Annotated in this window: 17 protein-coding genes; 6 read left to right on the top strand and 11 right to left on the bottom strand. The window is 43.5% G+C overall.

What is annotated here, in order from left to right:
- Window positions 1–22 precede the first annotated feature (22 nt).
- Window positions 23–1,405: an amidohydrolase family protein gene (locus tag ACT3ID_RS01650; protein ID WP_491540233.1), complete on the top strand. Its 1,383-nt coding sequence runs from the start codon at window positions 23–25 to the stop codon at window positions 1,403–1,405.
- A gap of 2 nt (window positions 1,406–1,407) precedes the next feature.
- Here ACT3ID_RS01650 and ACT3ID_RS01645 read toward each other — a convergent pair whose 3' ends face one another.
- The 4 genes from ACT3ID_RS01645 to radC form a co-directional block, all read right to left on the bottom strand.
- Complete coding sequence (locus tag ACT3ID_RS01645) at window positions 1,408–1,824, bottom strand: MarR family winged helix-turn-helix transcriptional regulator (RefSeq protein ID WP_491540232.1); 417 nt, start codon at window positions 1,822–1,824, stop codon at window positions 1,408–1,410.
- 323 nt (window positions 1,825–2,147) lie between these two features.
- A complete protein-coding gene (gene argS / locus ACT3ID_RS01640; protein ID WP_491540231.1) occupies window positions 2,148–3,782 on the bottom strand; it encodes an arginine--tRNA ligase in 1,635 nt (544 codons plus the stop codon).
- Between the two features lie 178 nt (window positions 3,783–3,960).
- A complete protein-coding gene (locus tag ACT3ID_RS01635; RefSeq protein ID WP_491540563.1) occupies window positions 3,961–4,173 on the bottom strand; it encodes a four helix bundle protein in 213 nt (70 codons plus the stop codon).
- Window positions 4,174–4,340: 167 nt separating this feature from the next.
- A complete protein-coding gene (gene radC / locus ACT3ID_RS01630; protein WP_491540230.1) occupies window positions 4,341–5,060 on the bottom strand; it encodes a RadC family protein in 720 nt (239 codons plus the stop codon).
- Window positions 5,061–5,289: 229 nt separating this feature from the next.
- Here radC and ACT3ID_RS01625 point away from each other — a divergent pair, with 229 nt between their 5' ends.
- Window positions 5,290–7,554 carry a sugar-binding protein gene (locus ACT3ID_RS01625; RefSeq protein ID WP_491540229.1) on the top strand — a complete coding sequence of 755 codons (2,265 nt, stop codon included), beginning with the start codon at window positions 5,290–5,292 and terminating at the stop codon, window positions 7,552–7,554.
- A 58-nt stretch (window positions 7,555–7,612) separates the two neighbouring features.
- Here the strand turns inward: ACT3ID_RS01625 and ACT3ID_RS01620 are convergent, their stop codons facing one another.
- The 3 genes from ACT3ID_RS01620 to ACT3ID_RS01610 all read right to left on the bottom strand — a co-directional run bounded on the left by ACT3ID_RS01620 (window position 7,613) and on the right by ACT3ID_RS01610 (window position 9,917).
- Window positions 7,613–7,828, bottom strand: coding sequence for a helix-turn-helix domain-containing protein (locus ACT3ID_RS01620; protein WP_491540228.1), 216 nt, complete (start codon window positions 7,826–7,828; stop codon window positions 7,613–7,615).
- A 119-nt stretch (window positions 7,829–7,947) separates the two neighbouring features.
- Window positions 7,948–8,454, bottom strand: coding sequence for a hypothetical protein (locus tag ACT3ID_RS01615; RefSeq protein WP_491540227.1), 507 nt, complete (start codon window positions 8,452–8,454; stop codon window positions 7,948–7,950).
- Window positions 8,455–8,729: 275 nt separating this feature from the next.
- Complete coding sequence (locus ACT3ID_RS01610; protein WP_491540226.1) at window positions 8,730–9,917, bottom strand: phosphorylase family protein; 1,188 nt, start codon at window positions 9,915–9,917, stop codon at window positions 8,730–8,732.
- Between the two features lie 21 nt (window positions 9,918–9,938).
- On the opposite strand from ACT3ID_RS01610, the gene ACT3ID_RS01605 reads away from it, so the two are divergent.
- The 4 genes from ACT3ID_RS01605 (at window position 9,939) to ACT3ID_RS01590 (ending at window position 14,697) form a co-directional block, all read left to right on the top strand.
- Window positions 9,939–10,538: an NUDIX hydrolase gene (locus ACT3ID_RS01605; protein WP_491540225.1), complete on the top strand. Its 600-nt coding sequence runs from the start codon at window positions 9,939–9,941 to the stop codon at window positions 10,536–10,538.
- Window positions 10,539–10,765: 227 nt separating this feature from the next.
- The gene (locus ACT3ID_RS01600) at window positions 10,766–11,245 is read left to right on the top strand and encodes a peroxiredoxin (RefSeq protein ID WP_491540224.1); all 480 of its coding nucleotides are present in this window, start codon (window positions 10,766–10,768) and stop codon (window positions 11,243–11,245) included.
- Between the two features lie 3 nt (window positions 11,246–11,248).
- Entirely contained in the window at window positions 11,249–13,795 is a 2,547-nt protein-coding gene (gene topA / locus ACT3ID_RS01595; protein WP_491540223.1) for a type I DNA topoisomerase, read from the top strand.
- Between the two features lie 332 nt (window positions 13,796–14,127).
- Window positions 14,128–14,697 carry a hypothetical protein gene (locus ACT3ID_RS01590; protein ID WP_491540222.1) on the top strand — a complete coding sequence of 190 codons (570 nt, stop codon included), beginning with the start codon at window positions 14,128–14,130 and terminating at the stop codon, window positions 14,695–14,697.
- Between the two features lie 173 nt (window positions 14,698–14,870).
- Here the strand turns inward: ACT3ID_RS01590 and ACT3ID_RS01585 are convergent, their stop codons facing one another.
- The 4 genes from ACT3ID_RS01585 to dnaN form a co-directional block, all read right to left on the bottom strand.
- Window positions 14,871–15,530, bottom strand: coding sequence for a DUF8692 domain-containing protein (locus ACT3ID_RS01585; RefSeq protein ID WP_491540221.1), 660 nt, complete (start codon window positions 15,528–15,530; stop codon window positions 14,871–14,873).
- Between the two features lie 123 nt (window positions 15,531–15,653).
- Entirely contained in the window at window positions 15,654–16,460 is an 807-nt protein-coding gene (locus ACT3ID_RS01580; protein ID WP_491540220.1) for a class I SAM-dependent methyltransferase, read from the bottom strand.
- Between the two features lie 88 nt (window positions 16,461–16,548).
- Complete coding sequence (locus ACT3ID_RS01575; RefSeq protein WP_491540219.1) at window positions 16,549–17,355, bottom strand: SAM hydrolase/SAM-dependent halogenase family protein; 807 nt, start codon at window positions 17,353–17,355, stop codon at window positions 16,549–16,551.
- On the bottom strand, window positions 17,348–18,463 hold the full coding sequence (gene dnaN / locus ACT3ID_RS01570) for a DNA polymerase III subunit beta (RefSeq protein ID WP_491540218.1): 1,116 nt from the start codon (window positions 18,461–18,463) through the stop codon (window positions 17,348–17,350). Before dnaN ends, ACT3ID_RS01575 begins: the two co-directional genes overlap by 8 nt.
- Between the last annotated feature and the right edge of the window lie 82 nt (window positions 18,464–18,545).

Raw genomic sequence — 18,545 nt, 5'->3', positions numbered from 1 at the left:
CAATAAATAAAACCAAGCAATCATGTATAAGAAAATAATTATCCTTTGTCTGATGGGTTTTCTCTTCGGTTGTAACTCGAATGAATCTGTTGAGGCCGATAAAGTTATAGTGGATGTTCATGTCATCTCCATGAGTGACAATGATGAAGATATTCAGCAAAATCACTCGGTATTTATAAAAGATGATCGTATTGTAAGAATTAGGGAAGGGGAACAGTATGAGTTAGAAAATGATGCTGAAATTATTGACGGAGAAGGAGGATATTTGATCCCCGGCCTTTCCGAAATGCATGCTCATATTCCCTCCGGGGATGCCGATCAGGAATATATTGATGATATGCTTTTTCTCTATCTGGCGAATGGTATCACCACAATCCGAGGCATGCTCGGCGATCCTTTGCATCTTGAATTGCGAGACAAAGCTGCCCAGGGAGACTTTCAGAGTCCGCGCATTTATACCTCGGGACCGGGATTTGGCGGCAATTCTTTTAATTCTCCCGAAGAGGCACGACAACAAGTGCGTGACCAGCATGAAGCGGGTTATGATTTTCTAAAAATATTTCCGGGTTTAACTCTCGAGGAGTACAACGCTATAGCGGATGAAGCAAATAGTGTGGGAATTGAATTTTCCGGCCATATACCTTCTTCGGCAGGGCTTGAGCGGGCGCTCGAAGCGGGACAGAAAACAATTGATCATCTCGATAAATATCCTGAAGCTCTTGCTGCTGACAATGTAAATCCTGATGAAATAGATAATCCCGGTGTTATCTATTTTGGAATGCACCTGACGCCGCACATAGATCAGGATAAGATTTCGGAAATTGCTTCCGAAACAAAAGAAGCCGGGGCATGGAATGTACCCACTCAGGCTCTTCTTGAGCACGTATTGGGTCCCGACTCACCTGAAGAACTGGCCCAGCGTCCTGAATTTCAGTACATGCCGTCCGAGACCGTACAACAGTGGATAGAAAGCAAGAAATCGATCACCGGAAATGAAGCATATAATGAAGAGTTAGCACAAAACTACCTGCGACTCCGTCGCGATATCATAAAAGCCCTGCACGACGAAGGCGCCGGACTGCTGCTTGGATCAGATGCCCCCCAAATATTTAACGTGCAGGGATTCTCTGTTCACCATGAGTTGCAATATATCGTTGATGCTGGTCTGACACCTTACGAAACATTAAAAACAGGCACTTACAATGCTGCCGAATATTTGGGTGACCTTGAGAACATTGGGACTATAGAGGAAGGCAAAATTGCTGATATGGTTTTGCTGAAAGAAAATCCGCTTAAAGATATTTCCAACTCAAATACTATTTCTGGCGTCATGTATCGGGGAAACTGGCTGGATGAGGAAACAATAGAAAATAAGCTGAATGATATTGCTGCAAAAAATAAGTAAGGTTATTGTTCCTCAATAGCGTTAAGAATCATCTCGGAAAGAACAGAAACATATCTTTCGCCAAGCTGATCGCGTTTCTCTTTCAGCAGCAATTGCCATTTCTGTTCAATTTCTTTAGCCATTTCCTCGCCACCACTTGTACATACAATTGCTGTTGCCCTTCCTTTTGATTGTCGCTCGACAAGCTCACGACGCTCTAATTTTTGAACCAATCTGGTAATGGTGGACGGTTTCAAATGTAACTTTTTAGATAATTGGCCCGGCTGAATTTCTGGATTGCTCTCAATTAACAGCAAGAGCAGGGCATGAGAAGAAGAGAGTCCTATACCCGCAAATGCCTCATCAGCTTGTTTCGTGAGCTGCCGTGATAGCGCAGAACTCAGGAAGAACAGGTTGTTTTGAAGAAGTTCATCAGCCATATTAGATTAATTTGCTTGAGCATACAATTAACGTTATAGCTTTTATTGGTTCTTTGCAAAAATAAAGATTCCCATAGCTCGAAATTATTTCGTGTGAGCGAGAAGCAGTGACTGGCGACATTAGATTTGGGAGCAGAGCTCTTCCTAACTAAGCCAAGATGTCACCTCAACTAGTGGGGGAATTCTTTGTTTGATTTGTGGTGAGAAACAATGCTTTCTCATTTCACTACGCTCAAACCGAAATGACAAAAGGGATAAAGATTCCCCGTTTCGCACCTCTGGTGCGAAACGGTTGGGGTCATTATTCGTCTGGTAACGAAGCCTCACATCTGCTCGGGTGCGCTGATTCCCAGAATACCTAAACCATTGGCCAGCACCTGTGCTGTAGCTTTAGCCAGAGCCGAGCGTGCCTGAACCAGCTCCTCCTCTTCTCCTAAAATACGGCAGTCATGGTAAAACGAAGTGAAATGAGATGCCAAATCATTCAGGTAATTGATCAGGCGGTGTGGCTCTCTGCTTTCGGCGGCGCTGCGAATCATCTCCGGAAACCGAACCATACTCTTTATCAGTTTCGTCTCTGATTCGTGTGTAAGAAGCTGCAGATTCGGGGCCTCATCAAATGAATACTGCTGCTCAACTTTTCGCAGGATGCTGTGAATTCGGGCATGTGCATATTGCAGGTAAAATACGGGATTCTTTTCTCCCGCCTCTTTCGCTTGTCCCACATCAAATTCCAGGTGTGTATTGGGATCACGCATCTCAAAGAAAAAGCGCGTGACATCGGCGCCGACTTCATCCATCAGCTCATCGAGTGTCACGAAATTGGCTTTTCGCGTACTCATCTTAAACGGCTTTCCATCTTTAACAAGCGTCACAAATTGATACACAACCACATCCACCTTTGAGGAATCATAACCCAGCGCCTCGATACCCGACAACACATCGGGATAGGTATCGATATGATCAGCACCAAAGACATCAATGCACTTGTCATAACCGCGATCAAGCTTGTTTACATGATAGGCAATATCGGGTAAGCGATATGTCGGCTCACCACTGCTTTTGATCAGTACTGTATCCTGATCCTTTCCAAATTCGGTAGTACGGAACCAGGTGGCACCATCCTTATCATAGGCAAGGTTTTTCTCCCGAAGCGTTTCTACCGCCTTCTCAATTGAGCCATCATCATACACTTCCTGCTCGTTGAAAAATGAATCCATCTGAATATTCATTCGCTCCAGCGTAGCCTGAATATCCTCAAAAATCAATTGCTCGGCTTTGTCTTTAAAGGGATCGATCTCATTGCCTTCAACAAGGCTCTCACCCTCTTCATCAATCAATATCTGCGCAATATTTTTTATGTATTCACCTTCATATCCATCCTCAGGCATTTCAGCATCGTATCCTAAAAGCTGGAGGTAGCGTGCTCTGACGCTTTCTCCCAGCATACGCATCTGACGCCCGGCATTATTGAAATAATACTCGCGATCTACATCGGCGCCGATCCATTCCAGCAGATTCGCAATAGTGTCGCCAAGAACCGCATTTCGTCCGTGTCCGACAGTCAGCGGCCCGGTAGGATTGGCACTGACGAATTCCACAAGGATACGCTGCCCTTGCAACAAATCTGACTTTCCAAATTTTGCACCTTGCGACAGAATTTCTTCCAGTTCATCAAAAAGATAATTCTCTGCGTATCTAAAGTTGATGAAACCGGGTCCCGCGATTTCTACTGATTTGAGTTTGCGCTCGTCGTAGTCCAGACCATCTACAATTTGCTCGGCAATTTTCCGCGGATTCATTTTCAGCACGCTGGCCAGATTCATTGCGATATTGGAGGCTGCATCGCCGTGCTCGGGCTGATTAGGTTTCTCGATCTGAATTTCGGGAATGTCAGTTTCAGAGAGATCAAACTGCCGCAGTGATTCTCTGATAGTCGCGCGTAAATAATCCTTCATGAAATAATTTTAAGCCGAATTTAAATTAGCCGTAAATATAAGACTTTTGAATAACGAATATCGAACAAGGAATTTCGAATGATGAAGTTGTCCAAAATCTATTTTGAGTTCTTTTTTGCTGTTGATATGCTCTTTACAAAAATAGATATAAGTTCATTGTTTTCAGCAATTATCTCCTTTAGAAAAGTTGTTTCTTTAAGCATTGGCTTCCTAAGAATAATCTGCAGACACACATAAGTTTCACGAAGTTCCTTAAAGCCATTTTCATCTTGTGAATAAAATCTTTTCTGGATTCTGCACTTTGTGCTTCGCCATAATTTAAAGCGGGTGAAGTGCCGGATCTTACTAATTGCCCTGCAAAATGCTTACCGGCATATGATGAAGGGAGCATTTCAGTAATTCCCAGAATTTTGACAGCAAATTCGATAAGCCGTTCCTCGAGATCAAAATTATGCGACTTGCTTTTACTTTGGCATTTCCTGTATGATTTTTTCATTATTCTAAATTCCTTGTTCAATATTCTGCGGTTCATTTATAATCCGCCTCATTTGGGTTCTATTAATTCAGTAGACCTTTTGCCCGAAAGCTGGTATAGCCGTCGCCGGCAATAATGATGTGATCATCCACCGGAATGCCCAGCAGCTTACCCGATTTGGCAATACGATTTGTAAGCTGGATATCCGCCTTAGACTCGCTGTTATTCCCGCTGGGGTGGTTGTGCAGCAGCAAAATGCTGTTGGCTTCATTCATCACCGCCTGACGCATTACCTCCGCAGGATCCACAATTGTAGCAGTAGAACCCCCTGAACTGACTTTTTTGTAGCCCGTTACAATCTTGGCATTATTTAAAAAAGCGACCATAAACACTTCTTTTGTAAGATCACGCAGTTTGGGTCCGAAATAAGCTACCGCATCCTCAGGAGAAGTAATTTGCACCTGTTCACCCAGACTTGCCATCTGTATTCGCCGCGACAACTCAAAAACAGCCTCCAGCGTCAGCGATTTCACCTTTCCCATTCCCGGAATCACCTTTAAATCCTGCCAGTTTTTTCTTGCCAGATAACGCAAACCGTCAAAGTGATCGAGTAGTGCCTGCGCGGTCTGGATCACATTCATCTTACGACTGCCTGTACGTAATAAAATAGCCAGCAACTCCGCATCCGACAGGCTTTCCGCACCATAATTGGTTAGTTTTTCGCGCGGTTGCTCATCCGGTTGCATCTCCTTAACGGTTCGCTTTATAAAATTATCAGCTTCAAAATTTTCCTGATCATTCATAATTGTACCCTCTTGATATATTGTTTTAATAGTAAGACTGATTTAGAATCAAATCCTTACAAAATTTCAGAATATATTCTTTTGCAAGGTGAATCTTTAACAATCTTTTATTCACTTAATATCGCTGTTATCAATATCTTTGCGCTGTTTTTGAACGAAACAAAATTCCTTTGTTTCGTATCATCACATCCTACTAAACAGAAAATTGATAATAGTTTTAGTTGTATTCATGAACAGTATTACCAATCCTGTTACGATTATTGCATTTTGCTTTCTTTTTGGATTTCCCCTTCTTCTTACGGCCCAGTCGCCGTCAGACACAACAAGATTTGTTTATGAACCGCTTAAGATCAGCGAAGATTTTGATATCACCGGTACGATGGATCATCCATCCTGGGATCAAGCCTCCCCTACCTTGATTGCTAATCAATTTCAGCCCTTTGATAATCGACCGGCGCCCGTACAGACTGAAGTAAAAGTGTTATACAGCAAAAATAATCTGTATGTAGGATTTATCAGCGATGATCCTGCTCCCCAAAAAGTTCGCGCAAACGTTACCGACCGCGACAGTTATTTCGGTGACGACTACATCGGCATTTTCCTCGATACATACAATAACAACCAGAATGCCTACGAATTTATGGTGAATCCGCTCGGTATTCAGATGGATGCCATGCGATCGGGTAACTCAGAAAATATGAATTTTGATGCCCTTTGGTATTCCGAAGCCAGCCTTACTGATTCAGGATATGTCGCAGTGATGAAGATACCGTTCAAAAGTATCAACTTCCCAGATCGGGATGTACAAAGTTGGTCAGTTCAATTTTTTCGCAACTATCCCAGAGAAAATCGCTACCTGTTGGCATGGACGGATGTACAAATAGATAATTCTTGTTTGCTCTGCCAAAGTGGAATGCTGGCAAACTTACAGGATGTGGAAAGTTCGAATACCGTGGAGCTGCTACCTTATGCGGTCACAACTCAGAGTGCTGGTATAGATGATCCGGCGGATCCGGAATCCGGGCTTAATAATGGGCCACTTGAACCAAAGATCGGTGGTAGTATCTCCTATTCGCCTACTTCTATGAGCTCAGTGGATGTGGTTGTTAACCCCGATTTTAGTCAGGTGGAAACCGATGCCGCCCAGATTAGCGTCAACGAAACTTTTGCCCTGTTTTATGATGAAAAGCGTCCGTTCTTTGTAAAAGGATCAGATATGTTCGACACACGTGAAAACCTGTACTATTCGCGAACGATCAACAATCCATTGGGAGCCGGAAAGTTTACCAAAAAAGGAGATGATTTTAGCATTGCCTTTTTAACGGCCTATGATCGCGACACACCATTTATTGTGCCCGGTAAAGAACAGAGTTCGCAGATACGATCCGATCGGAATTCGTTTAACAATATTCTCCGCGGAAAATACAATGTGGGTAATGAGTCACATATTGGCGGGCTGCTGACAACCCGGAATCAGGAAAATGGATATAACTATGTGGGAAGTGTGGACTGGGACATCCTATTGTCTGACAACTACTATTTCCGCGGACAAGCCGGCTACTCTTACACCCGCGAGCTGGATGATTTGGAGCTGCACGATGATCCGCGGACATTCGGCTCGACTTCTTATACTGCCGCTTTTGACGGCGAGCGGTATGGAGGTACCCTGCTTAGCACAGAGTTGGCAAGAGAAGCGAAATACTACAACTTTTCGTTTGATTATGAATCCTTTTCACCCACGTTCCAGGCTCAGCCGGGTTTTATCAATGAGACAAACCAGCGGAGCATCGGCGGAAGTCAAAGCCTGTCATATTATCCTGATACTGATATCCTTACCCAGGGTTCTCTGAGCGTGAGGGGCAACTGGCGCTACGACTTTTCGGGCGAATTTCAGGAGCGGTTTTTATTTGTTCGATTCAGCAATAATTTGGCTGGTCAAAATAGATTGAGCATTAATTTTTTACCTCTCAATGATGAGCGGTTTCGCGGGAGCATGTTTCGCAATCTCTATCGCGGTACAATCAGCTTTAGTTCCGATACCTGGGATGCATTTTCGTATGATGTGAGGGTTGAAATGGGACGTGATATCTATCGTACCGAAAATCCCACACAGGGGACTGGATATAGCATTTCGGCTGATGCTACCATAAAACCAACACCGCGTTTTCAGCTCACGATGGACTATAGTTATTCCAAATTGTCAGAGCAAGATGGTCCCGAAACGTTTTATGCCGGGGATATTTATCGTTTAAATACCCGGTATCACTTTACACCAAAATTATACACGCGTTTGATTACCGAATACAACTCATTTAGTGATGAATTTCAGGTGTATCCATTGGTGTCGTATAAAGCTAATCCCTTCACCAAATTTTATATCGGCATGACCAGCTATATGACAGAATTTGATATCTCAGACAAAGGTGGTTTCAGAGATTACCGCCAAACCAGCCGCGAATTTTTTGTGAAGTTTCAGTATTTGATTAGAAGTTGATTGTGGATTGAGGAATGGAACACTGATCACAACAGATTTAGCGGATTTTTCGCAGAACTTATTTAAATTCTTTTTCTTCGTATTCCAAAATATCACCCGGCTGACAATCGAGAGCCTTACAAATTGCATTTAGTGTTGAAAAACGGATGGCCTTGGCTTTACCGGTTTTCAGGATAGAAAGATTTGAGATAGTGATCCCCACTTCCTCAGATAGTTCAGTCAGTGACATATCGCGCTTCACCAGCATTAAATCCAGATTTACTTTGATAGCCATCTATACCGTTAATTTTAATTCCTGATACATCTCCCGACCTTGTTCAAAGACAGCCGCAAGGGTATAAATCAATAGCCCGATAAACCAGTAGTTAAAAGCAGGATTACTGGTGGCAAGACTTACCGACACTGATGAAACCCCGGCAAATAGTGGTCCAAAGAAAAATAATGGAAAATCCAACTAAGGGAATCCACTAAAAAGATCAGAATTGCAATTACTTTTATGCGGATAATATTTTTTCGGCTGAAGACTTCATCATCAATTACCGCCTTAAGTAGTTCCTTTAGTTGAAAAAGGCCAGTCAGAATAAATCCCAATAAAGTAATGCTGTAAAGGGACCAGCTTAAATATGCATCCGGGAAATGAAGAGCAAAACCAGATATATCTAAATTTGCTTTAGCTATATCTGGTGAAACGAGAGAATGCACAATGTTATCATTAAATTCAATTATTTCCGGATTTATCGGAATGGTCAGCTGAAAGTTTAATTGCTTCGGCAGGCTTCCGACATAAGCCAGTACTAAAACTATTGGAGCCAAAACACCAATAATTAGAAAGAAATACCAGCTTAACCTGGTAAAAAGTAAACAAACCCGGGCAACAGATTTCTCTTTCAAAGGTTTCATAAGAAATGCATGGTTAGTTTTTGTCTTCAGACAAGCGTTCTTTAATCATTTTGTAACCATAATCTATCGCTTTCTTGATGCTTCAGTTTATCAACAAATAAAAATAATTATTGAAAAGCAATAATTATTTATTGAATTACGGCAAATAATAAACATAAGTTACTCTTTAGGTATTGTTCCGCAAGATTAGTCTGTTGAATTTTCTAACAAAAGCGGGTAGATAGCAGATAGAAACGGCAGGAGATTACGTATTCACCGAATCACGCATTACGAGCCTAGTCCTCATCCGGGCCACCCATCAGTGGCTCGTTCATTGCGCGGATACTGGCGTTAGGCAGCCCCTCGGGATAGGTCTCCTTGCACATGTTCAAAACCTCTACAGCCATCTCGATATGCAGCTGTTTCGAGTTTTCATAAAACTTTTGTGCCTCATTACTGAGCTTCGGTTTACCGTGCAGCGGCTTGTCACTTACACACAACATTGTGGCATTGGGGATGCGATAGCGATAGCCGTTGGTGGCCACCGTCGCTGATTCCATATCCACAGCAATACTGCGGCTCATATGTATTTTCTCCACCGTGCGTCGTTTGATAAACTCCCAGTTACGATTGGCCGTGGTGAAAATCGTCCCCATTCGGTGATTGCGGTTATACTTACCAAGCACTTCCTTCAGAAATACATTCATCAAATAATTCGGCGTAATAGGAATATTGAGCGGCAAAATGTTATCGAGCACGCCATCATTCCGCATAAAACCCGTCGCCAATACAAAATCTCCGATATCCTGGTGATTCCGGAGCCCGCCGCAGTGACCCACCATAATCATGGCATCGGGGCGAAGTACTGCCACATGATCGGTAATCGTTTTGGCGTTTGACGGTCCTACTCCAATATTTACAAGTGTAATACCTTTGTTATTCTCCTGTTTGTGATGATAGGCCGGCATCTGTACCCCTTCACGTGCGGGTGTTACACAATCAGGAAATTTATCGAGGAAAACATCCACATGCATATCATAATTGGTAAAAAGAATATAGCGTTGGAAATCTTCGGGATTGGTGCCGGTATAATGTTCAAGCCGATTTAGCGAAATTTCAATACGTTCGGGACTGAATAGAAAAAGTTTTTTCTGGGTAATATCCCAGTCATCTTCGTCGGTATTGTCGAGCAGATTAGGATCATTAAGCGGCAGTCGATCGCGTGAAGGCATAATTTTTATGACTGCGCCTTTTTCGCCCAGCTTTTTTAGTTCCCGCAACAAATACCACCGATAGGCCTCAGGCTTGGCCATCTCACCAGTAATAATAGGATTGTGTTTGGACCATGACCGCTTGACCAGTACTTTGGGATATTCACCATTATTATATATTGATTCCATGGTATCACAGGCTGTGACCATGCGCTCATGGAGTTCTTCCTCAGAGCTTATTTCTTCTGTCTCAAATTCAAATCGATCTGCCATAAATACTGACTAATTAATCTTATGAGTAAAAAATCGTTCAACTATACCGTTATCCCGTGGACGGTTATCCATGAAAATAAGGAATATCAGACACCAATTTTTAATCTTTTACATCGCCGTATGCGGCTTGATTCCGGAGATGAACCGATCGAAGGTAACTTCTATGTTTTGGATGCGCCCGCATGGATTAACGTAATTCCTATCACTACCGAAAACAAAGTTGTACTGGTTGAGCAGTATCGATACGGCATTGAAGAACCTACGCTGGAAATCCCCGGCGGCATGGTGGATCTGGACGAAGATCCCATAAGTGCTGCCAAGCGAGAGCTGCGTGAAGAAACCGGTTATGAATCCGAAAGCTGGCAAAGCCTGGGGAAAGTGAGTGCCAATCCCGCAATAATGAATAATTATACTCATATCTATTTAGCAGAAAACTGTCGTTTTGAAGGAGAGATCATAACAGACGACAAGCACGAGCGCATCAATGTACATTTATTTGCAGTTGAGGATTTTTTGGATCTCGTAGCTGATGGCATCATTGATCACAGTATTGTGGTTGCGGCGGTTGCAAAGTATTTGTTGAGGGGCAGACGGCAAACGGCAGAGATGCATGATACGTGATGCAAACTATTGAATACGGATTACGAATTACGTATTACGAGTTTGTCATCTGCCGTCTCACGTTTGCCATCTGACAGCTTCATCTAATCTTCAATTATAACCGGTACCTTCGCTGATCAAAAGATTTATTGCAGTATCACGGCGATCACTTTATTATAAAAGATCCCCTGCAGACCGGAACGAATTAATAGTACACATAATTACACTGTATCATTATTTAGATAGATATGATAGAAACAGGACAAAAAATTAATACGGATTTTACCCTTGATATAGTTAAAGATGGTCAAGAACAAACAGTCAAATTTGCCGATTTGTTGGAACGTCCCACAATCGTATCGGTATATATGAGGAATAATACCTCAGGTTGCGACAAGCAGAACAAAAGCCTGGCTGAGCATTCAGACTGGTTCGACGAACATGGATATAATCTTGTAGCTATTAGTAAAGACAGTTGCGGCTCGCACAAAAATTATGCTGACAAGCTGGGCATTAATTATATACTGGCCTCCGACCCCGACTATAAATTCGCCAAGGCCACCGATTCAATTGTAGAAAAACAGATGTTCGGCAATAAATATGAGGCCCCTTCACGTTCTGCCTATGTCATCGATACCGATGGTACTGTAAAAGCCATCGTTAAGAAAGTTAATACCAAAGATCATGCTGCTGAACTCAAGGAGCTGATCCAGAATTTGCAAAACTGATATATGAAATCTTTAGTCATTGTAGAGTCACCTACAAAAATTAAAACTCTGAAAAAGTATTTACCCAAGGATTATGTGATCGATTCATCGATGGGGCATATCAGAGACTTACCGGCAAGTGCCAAAGAAATCCCCAAGAAATTTAAAGGCGAAGACTGGGCTAACCTGGGTGTGAATACGGATGATGACTTCGATCCGATTTATGTGATTCCATCAGGCAAAAAGAAGGTTGTAAAACGGCTTAAGAAGGAGCTTAAGGATTCTGATGAGCTTATTCTTGCAACAGATGAAGACCGTGAGGGTGAAGCCATTTCATGGCATCTGACGGAGCTTTTGAAGCCCGATGTACCGGTTAAGCGCATGGTGTTTCGTGAAATTACCGAAGAAGCGATTAAAGAGGCCCTGAACCATTTCCGGGATATAGACATGGATCTGGTTAATGCCCAGGAAGCCCGCCGCATTATCGACCGTCTGGCGGGATATACGATTTCCCCGCTGCTCTGGAAAAAAATTGCCCCGGGACTCTCGGCCGGACGCGTGCAGTCGGTGGCTGTACGATTTCTTGTTGATCGTGAGCGCGAGCGGATGAAGTTTCGCTCGGCCCGCTATTGGGATTTGAAAGCCAAGCTCCACAAGCTGAAAGATAAGCACATCTTCGAGGCTGACCTCACTCATCTGGATGGCAAGCGCCTGGCCTCAGGTAAAGATTTTGATGAAAATACCGGTAAGCTTAAAAAGCCGAAAAAGGTAGTATTGCTAGATGATGAATCAGCAGCAGAGTTGCGCGATGATCTGGATGAAGCCGAATGGAAGGTTTCTGAGGTCAAAAAGAATCGCCAGAAGCGAAATCCATCGCCGGCTTTTATTACATCTACTCTTCAACAAGAGGCCAACCGGAAACTGAATTTTTCAGCTAAACGTACGATGAGTGTGGCTCAAAAATTGTATGAATACGGACACATTACATATATGCGTACCGACTCGGCGCGTCTGTCGGGCCAAGCGATTAACGCGGCGCGGAATGCAGTAAAAGATGAGTATGGAGAAGATTATCTGTTCGAACGAGTAAGAAATTATTCCGGTGGATCGGGATCACAGGAAGCCCACGAGGCCATTCGTCCGGCCGGCAGCTATTTTAAGAAGCCGGAACAGGCAGGACTACGGGGCGATCAGTTTAAACTTTACGACCTGATCTGGAAACGGACAGTTGCCACACAAATGGCCCAGGCTGAGCTTGAATTCACAAATGTCACTATTGAGGCTAAAGCCGGTGATCAAGTAGCAGAATTCAAAACAAGCGGAAAGAAAATCGTCTTTCCCGGATTTTTCCGTGCCTATGTTGAAGGCAGTGATGATCCCGATGCGGCGCTGGAAAACCAAGAGCGCTTTTTGCCTAAACTGGATGAAGGAGAAGAAGTGGTTGAAGAGGGAATTGAGCCCATTTCCCACGAAACACAGCCGCCGTCGCGATATACCGAGGCTACGCTGGTAAAAGAGCTTGAAAAGCGCGGTGTAGGCCGACCAAGTACATACGCTACTATTATCAGCACCGTACAGGATCGCGGCTATGTTGAGGCGGAAGGCAAAACTCTAATCCCCACTTTCACCGCGTTTGCCGTTACGGAACTGCTGGAGAAAAATCTGGAAGACCTTGTCGACAGTGACTTTACCTCTGAAATGGAGACCAAACTCGATGAAATTGCTCGCGGAAAACTCGATACCAAGCAGTATTTGAGCGCTTATTATAAAGGCGAGAAAGGATTGAAAGCCAAAGTTGATCAGCAGGAAGATCAGATCGATCCACAGGAAGCACGTAAGCTTACCCTGCCGATTCCCGGTTTAGATGATATTCAGGTATTTGTCGGCCGGTATGGTCCCTACATCAAGAAAAAACAAAATGGCGAAGAGCTTACAACGTCGATTCCGGAAAGCTGGAAGCCCAGCGACATTACAGTCGAAAAGCTGGAAGAACTGATTAAGACTGAAGAAGAAGGTCCCAAGCCTATCGGTGAGCATCCCGATACCGGAGAACCGATTTATGTGCTAAATGGACGCTACGGCCCTTATGTGCAGGTGGGAGAAGTAACGGAAGATAATAAAAAGCCTGATCGTGCCTCACTGCTCAAAGGCATGAAGCCCGAAGATGTGGATCTTGATCTGGCACTGCGCCTGCTGGAACTTCCCCGGCCGCTGGGTGAACATCCTGAAACTGGAAAAGTGATTAAAGCCGGTGTTGGGCGTTACGGCCCATTTGTGGTTCACGATGGCACGTTTGCTTCTCTAAAGCGCAGCGATAATGTGCTGGATATTGAACTTGATCGGGCAGTAGAATTATTGGAGGAAAAGAAGAACAAGAAATCCCGAAAGAGCAATGTGATTAAAGAGCTTGGGGATCATCCCGAAAACGGGAAAAAGGTACGGGTAATGACTGGTCGGTACGGACCCTACATCAAGTACGGCAAGAAGAACATTAGTTTACCCGACGATTTTGATCCCGAGGATGTAAATATGGATATTGCTGTGCAGTTGATTGCTGAGAAAGGGAAGTAGGCAAACGGCAGATAGCAGACGTGAAACGGCAGACGTAAAACGTGAAGTGACAGATAGTAAAAAATGTGGAATAAATCTATAAGATTCGTAACGCGTTATGCGTAATGCGTGATACGGAGTAATTGAACACGCATTACGTATCATGTATTACTCATTGGGAAATAGCTTACGTACCATATTTCACATTTGCCGTCTCACATCTTACGTCTGCCTCCCGCCGCTTGCTACCATCTTCGGCTAAAGATCCTGAATCAAGTTCAGGATAGCCGAATTAAAAATTCAGGCTAATTTTAACATGATAATAAGGTTCCAGTTTTCTAAATTGGAGCGTCATGGAAAAAACATCAGATAACTACTTCGATTATCCACCTAACTTGCATGAGCTGGATTTAGCGACATTGGTTTCAATGTATCGCGATCGGGGAATACCCAAAAAGACCAAGCCGGGTGAATACTTCGCGTGTGCTGGTACTGGCCGCCTCATTAAGGAAGGCAAGTGGTGGTTCGGACTATATTACAGCCAGAAAGCCTGGGATGAAACGTTAACGAAAGGCTCCGAAGGCTATCCGCTGACCGAGGTGGAAATGAATGTGTTAGGGCTGGTTTTTTCAGCTGATGAGGAAGCGCCCCGCCGCGATTACGTGGAACAGAACTGTGGTGCTGTCAGTAAGCTGGCCTATATGATTGTTAACGATCTCAAAGAGTTTGGTTTTTTAACGCTGGACGATCATGACCGGCTGTTTATTACCCCCCGCGGAGAAAAGGCGTTGCACGGCATTTCTAATCGTCTTTACGGGAAGAAGTTTAAACCTGACATGCTGAAAATAAATCAGGGCGAAATTACCAATCCGAAAATTGAGCGCGCCCCGAAAGAAGATAGTGAGCAGGCCAATCTTTTCTGATCTATTATAGTTTTTTCCTGCTCCGTCATTTTGAATGGAGCGTAGCGAAATGAGAAATCTTTGTTCAAAACAAAGATCTCTCCGCCGACCTAAGTCGACTTTGAGATGACAACTGGCTTCGTTTTGAGACAATCGATTCTAATGCGCTTGCTTTTTGAGATTTCCTCTAAACTTCACAGCGGGATAACGGTAAGATTTTTACGGATGCGTAACAAGCTATCGCGCGCAAAATAGATTACCCATGTGACAATACCGTAAAATTTAAATCCCTCTTCTATCAGGTAAACCATTTCACTATCCTGGGGCAACAAAACATCTGCAACTATTGATAATCCCAAAAAGAAAATGGCAATGCCGAGTAACTTATATTCGCCCTGCCATATCTGCTTGTTAAAATAAACAAGCCAAGCCATAGCTATAAAAATATATATGACATAAACCCACATCTCAGGAATTGATAAATATGTGGGAATCAACTCTTCGTGGAGCAAGAAAAAGTCATCAAAAAGTAACAGAATGGTCAGCAATCCTGAATATAGGATAAATGAAGTGTCTTTATTCTGAATAAATCTTATCAAATAGAAATAGGTAAACAGACAAACCACAGCTGCCGCACACCATAATAAAACTCCCAGATTTGAAACAACTCCAACCAGGGGATGAAAATCGAGCAGATAAGCAGGATCTGCAGCAAAATTTTGAATGGGTTTTCCTGCTTGACTACTAACTCCTAAAATCCCCAGAAAAAAGAATAATAATAGCAGATAAACTATAATCAAGAAAACAGTGGGGAATGATTGTGCGGATTCATTGTCTCTCTCTGAATCTCTCATGATATTAACTCTAAATAACTATACCGACTTGTCATTTGAACCTCCCTCTCTTGTTGCAAGTTATGTATAGTAGAAACAGGCAAAAATGATCCCAATACTTAAGAACTCAGCTCCAATAGAAGCTTATGCAGGAATAAGCTTTGTAAAACAGACAATGCCTTTTGCAAACTGATCAACGATACTAAAACCTGCTCGTTCAAATATCGCATTGCTCTCATCAATCGTCCAGAATTTGAGACCGCTGAAACCGGCCGAATCCTGAAGCAACCGGGCATACCAGGCATCAGCTTTAATCAGATGCATCATAAAGAAAACGCCATCTCTTTTAACAACGCGACGGGCTTCGTATAAAACTTTCAGCGGATCGGAGAGCTCATTTAATGTGCCGCCCATAGTTAATCCATCAAAGGTATTTCCAAAGAAAGGCAGGTAACGGGCATCGGCACGCAACAGGTACTGATCTACTTGTTCGGCCTCCGATTTCAAGCGCGCCTCTTGCAGCATCTGCCGGGAAAAATCGAGTGATATAAATTGGCAATCAGGTTGTGCTTTCTTGACCAAACGACCGTACAGCCCGGTAGAGCTACCGATATCCAAATACAGCTTATCGGGCCGGGGATTCAACCAATCGATCAATAGCTCACGCTCCTTCTCAATTGGAAATTCATCGCCGGTTAATACCGAGAGCGAACGTTTGCGCCAGATATCCTCATACAAAGCAGCCGTCAGCTTCCAGTGATTCGAGCTCTGTGCCCACGACATGTTCAGGGGATCATCCCCAAGTAAATCAATAATATTATTTGTAATCTGATATTCATCGCCCTTATTAGAGCAGATCGTGCCATTGAAACTTTTCTGCAGATAGGCTACTTCTGCCGGGATAGTAATCGAGGCACGCTCATATTTGGGAGACCGTATTTCAAGGGACATAATATTCTTCTGAAATTACAAGGATAAATCCACGGGCTTTTCAACAGTTACTGTTGATGAAGATTCATACGGCGAATCAGGAATGGTGTTACGATTCCTCCTGACTTCCTTTTTGTAAAATTAGTGAAATTTGCGCTCCTTTTTGAACACCCAGCATCTCTTCCGCATTACCTTTATTGATAGCAATTTCCAGCATTCCCGAACTGCCAATATAAGCCACTGGTTCTCCCTCTGGCACAGAACCAAAAGTAGAAGCAATGGTATCCAGAATGGTATTGCCCACGTATATTTTAACATCCTTATCGCCGATAACCTCATCCAGCAGCGATTCAGAGATATTTGTAATCAAATTCCCAAATTTATCGATGTGAATGATCATACCCTCGAGTCCGTCTTTGTCAGCGATAGGTACAGTCCACCGGTAGGTCATCAGATCATCCAGCGGTTCGCCGAGTTCTTCCAGCGGTACACCGGCGCTAAGATGAGCTGAAACAGGAGCAAAGATATCGCGGCCGTGAAAGGTATTAGAGGCATCATCTCTCCAGTATTTTTTATTGGTAAGCGCTACTGCCCGATAATCCTTACCTTTGGCCAAAAGTGAAAAGATGCCGTTGTCGGGTCCTACAAAATATTGATCCTCAATTTGGAGGGCGATGGCTTTGCGATCTGTTCCTACACCCGGATCCACAACAACAGTATGCACCGTTCCGGGTGGAAACATCATAGCGGAATTTTGAAGGATCCACGAACCAGCCATGATATCCTGAGAAGGAATCTCATGGGAGATATCTACCATACGCACATCCGGGGCGATATCAATAATCACCGCCTTCATGGCGCTTACATAATAATCCTGCAGGCCAAAATCTGTCGTTAGGGTAAGTACCTTACGCATAGGTATTAAGCATCACCGGCATAACGAGCATGAGTATCTGTTCACCCTCATCTTCTTCGGAAGGCTTCACAATTCCGGCCCTGTTGGGAGTAGAAAATTCGAAGTAAACCTCATCGTCGTCCACATTACCGAGCACATCGGCCAGATATTTGGCATTAAAACCGATCTCCATTTCTTCATCGGCATATTCGCAGGAGATGGTCTCTTTTGCCTCGCTGCTCATGTCGATATCTTCGGCGCGAATGGTAAGCTTGTCGGGATTCATCTGCAGGCGAATCTGACGGGTTGTGGAGCTCGAAAAGATTGATACTCGTTTTACCGTCGCCAGCATCTGTTCTTTGCTAATGACCAGTTTCTTATCGTTATCCTTTGGAATTACCGACTCGTAATTGGGATACTGCTCATTTATCAGTCGCGTAATTACGATCGTATTTCCGCTTTTGAAACGTGCATGGTCTTCAGTAATAGTAAGATTGCATGCTTCATCGTGAAGCGCTTTTTTGACCAAATTGAGCGCTTTCTCAGGGACAATGAAATCTACTTCTTGATCACTTGTCAGATTCTCTTTTATATATTTAACCAGCCGATGCCCGTCCGTAGCCACAAATTTACTCTCGTCGGGACCGATGTCAAAATATACGCCCATCATTGCGGGGCGCAGATCATCATTCGATACGGCAAACAGCGTTTTATCAATCGCTTTGGTGATAACATCCTTTTCCGTCTCCAAAGTATGACCTTCATCCAGGTTGGGCACTTCGGGGAACTCATCAGGGTCTTCACCTACCAGCTTATACGTACCCTTATCGGTTCTGAATTTAATATTGAATTTATCATCCACTTCAAAGGCCACAGGAATATCCGGCAGCTGACGTAACGTCTCAATAAGCCGATGGGCCGGTATTGCCACGGCACCGCCTTCATCAATATCGGCAGTCATCGATTCAATGATAGAGATCTCAAGATCGGTAGCCGTCAGACGCAACTGATCTCCGTCACTTTCAAATAAAATAGTTTCAAGAATGGGAAGGGTAGCTTTATTCGGTACTGCCCCCGAAACGGCAGATAATGCTTTAACTAATTCGCTGCTCGATACGTTAAATTTCATAAATAAATATTTTTAGCTAAGCGTTTTACAGAGATCGACAAATAATCCAATTTATAAGTACCATATACTAATAAATCCTCAC

The organism is Fodinibius sp. GM108 (genome assembly GCF_058386985.1).
Note: the sequence above shows the minus strand (reverse complement) of the source record. Positions and strands in the feature narration are given on the sequence as shown.

What these genes read in the sequence shown, in the direction of transcription:
- ACT3ID_RS01620 (WP_491540228.1), bottom strand. Translation starts at nt 7,828, where the DNA reads ATGGCTATCAAAGTAAATCTGGATTTAATGCTGGTGAAGCGCGATATG.
- ACT3ID_RS01585 (WP_491540221.1), bottom strand. Translation starts at nt 15,530, where the DNA reads ATGAGAGATTCAGAGAGAGACAATGAATCCGCACAATCATTCCCCACT.
- ACT3ID_RS01645 (WP_491540232.1), bottom strand. Translation starts at nt 1,824, where the DNA reads ATGGCTGATGAACTTCTTCAAAACAACCTGTTCTTCCTGAGTTCTGCG.
- ACT3ID_RS01610 (WP_491540226.1), bottom strand. Translation starts at nt 9,917, where the DNA reads ATGGCAGATCGATTTGAATTTGAGACAGAAGAAATAAGCTCTGAGGAA.
- ACT3ID_RS01600 (WP_491540224.1), top strand. Translation starts at nt 10,766, where the DNA reads ATGATAGAAACAGGACAAAAAATTAATACGGATTTTACCCTTGATATA.
- ACT3ID_RS01575 (WP_491540219.1), bottom strand. Translation starts at nt 17,355, where the DNA reads ATGCGTAAGGTACTTACCCTAACGACAGATTTTGGCCTGCAGGATTAT.
- dnaN (WP_491540218.1), bottom strand. Translation starts at nt 18,463, where the DNA reads ATGAAATTTAACGTATCGAGCAGCGAATTAGTTAAAGCATTATCTGCC.
- ACT3ID_RS01590 (WP_491540222.1), top strand. Translation starts at nt 14,128, where the DNA reads ATGGAAAAAACATCAGATAACTACTTCGATTATCCACCTAACTTGCAT.
- ACT3ID_RS01625 (WP_491540229.1), top strand. Translation starts at nt 5,290, where the DNA reads ATGAACAGTATTACCAATCCTGTTACGATTATTGCATTTTGCTTTCTT.
- radC (WP_491540230.1), bottom strand. Translation starts at nt 5,060, where the DNA reads ATGAATGATCAGGAAAATTTTGAAGCTGATAATTTTATAAAGCGAACC.
- ACT3ID_RS01615 (WP_491540227.1), bottom strand. Translation starts at nt 8,454, where the DNA reads ATGAAACCTTTGAAAGAGAAATCTGTTGCCCGGGTTTGTTTACTTTTT.
- topA (WP_491540223.1), top strand. Translation starts at nt 11,249, where the DNA reads ATGAAATCTTTAGTCATTGTAGAGTCACCTACAAAAATTAAAACTCTG.
- ACT3ID_RS01635 (WP_491540563.1), bottom strand. Translation starts at nt 4,173, where the DNA reads ATGCTCCCTTCATCATATGCCGGTAAGCATTTTGCAGGGCAATTAGTA.
- ACT3ID_RS01605 (WP_491540225.1), top strand. Translation starts at nt 9,939, where the DNA reads ATGAGTAAAAAATCGTTCAACTATACCGTTATCCCGTGGACGGTTATC.
- argS (WP_491540231.1), bottom strand. Translation starts at nt 3,782, where the DNA reads ATGAAGGATTATTTACGCGCGACTATCAGAGAATCACTGCGGCAGTTT.
- ACT3ID_RS01580 (WP_491540220.1), bottom strand. Translation starts at nt 16,460, where the DNA reads ATGTCCCTTGAAATACGGTCTCCCAAATATGAGCGTGCCTCGATTACT.
- ACT3ID_RS01650 (WP_491540233.1), top strand. Translation starts at nt 23, where the DNA reads ATGTATAAGAAAATAATTATCCTTTGTCTGATGGGTTTTCTCTTCGGT.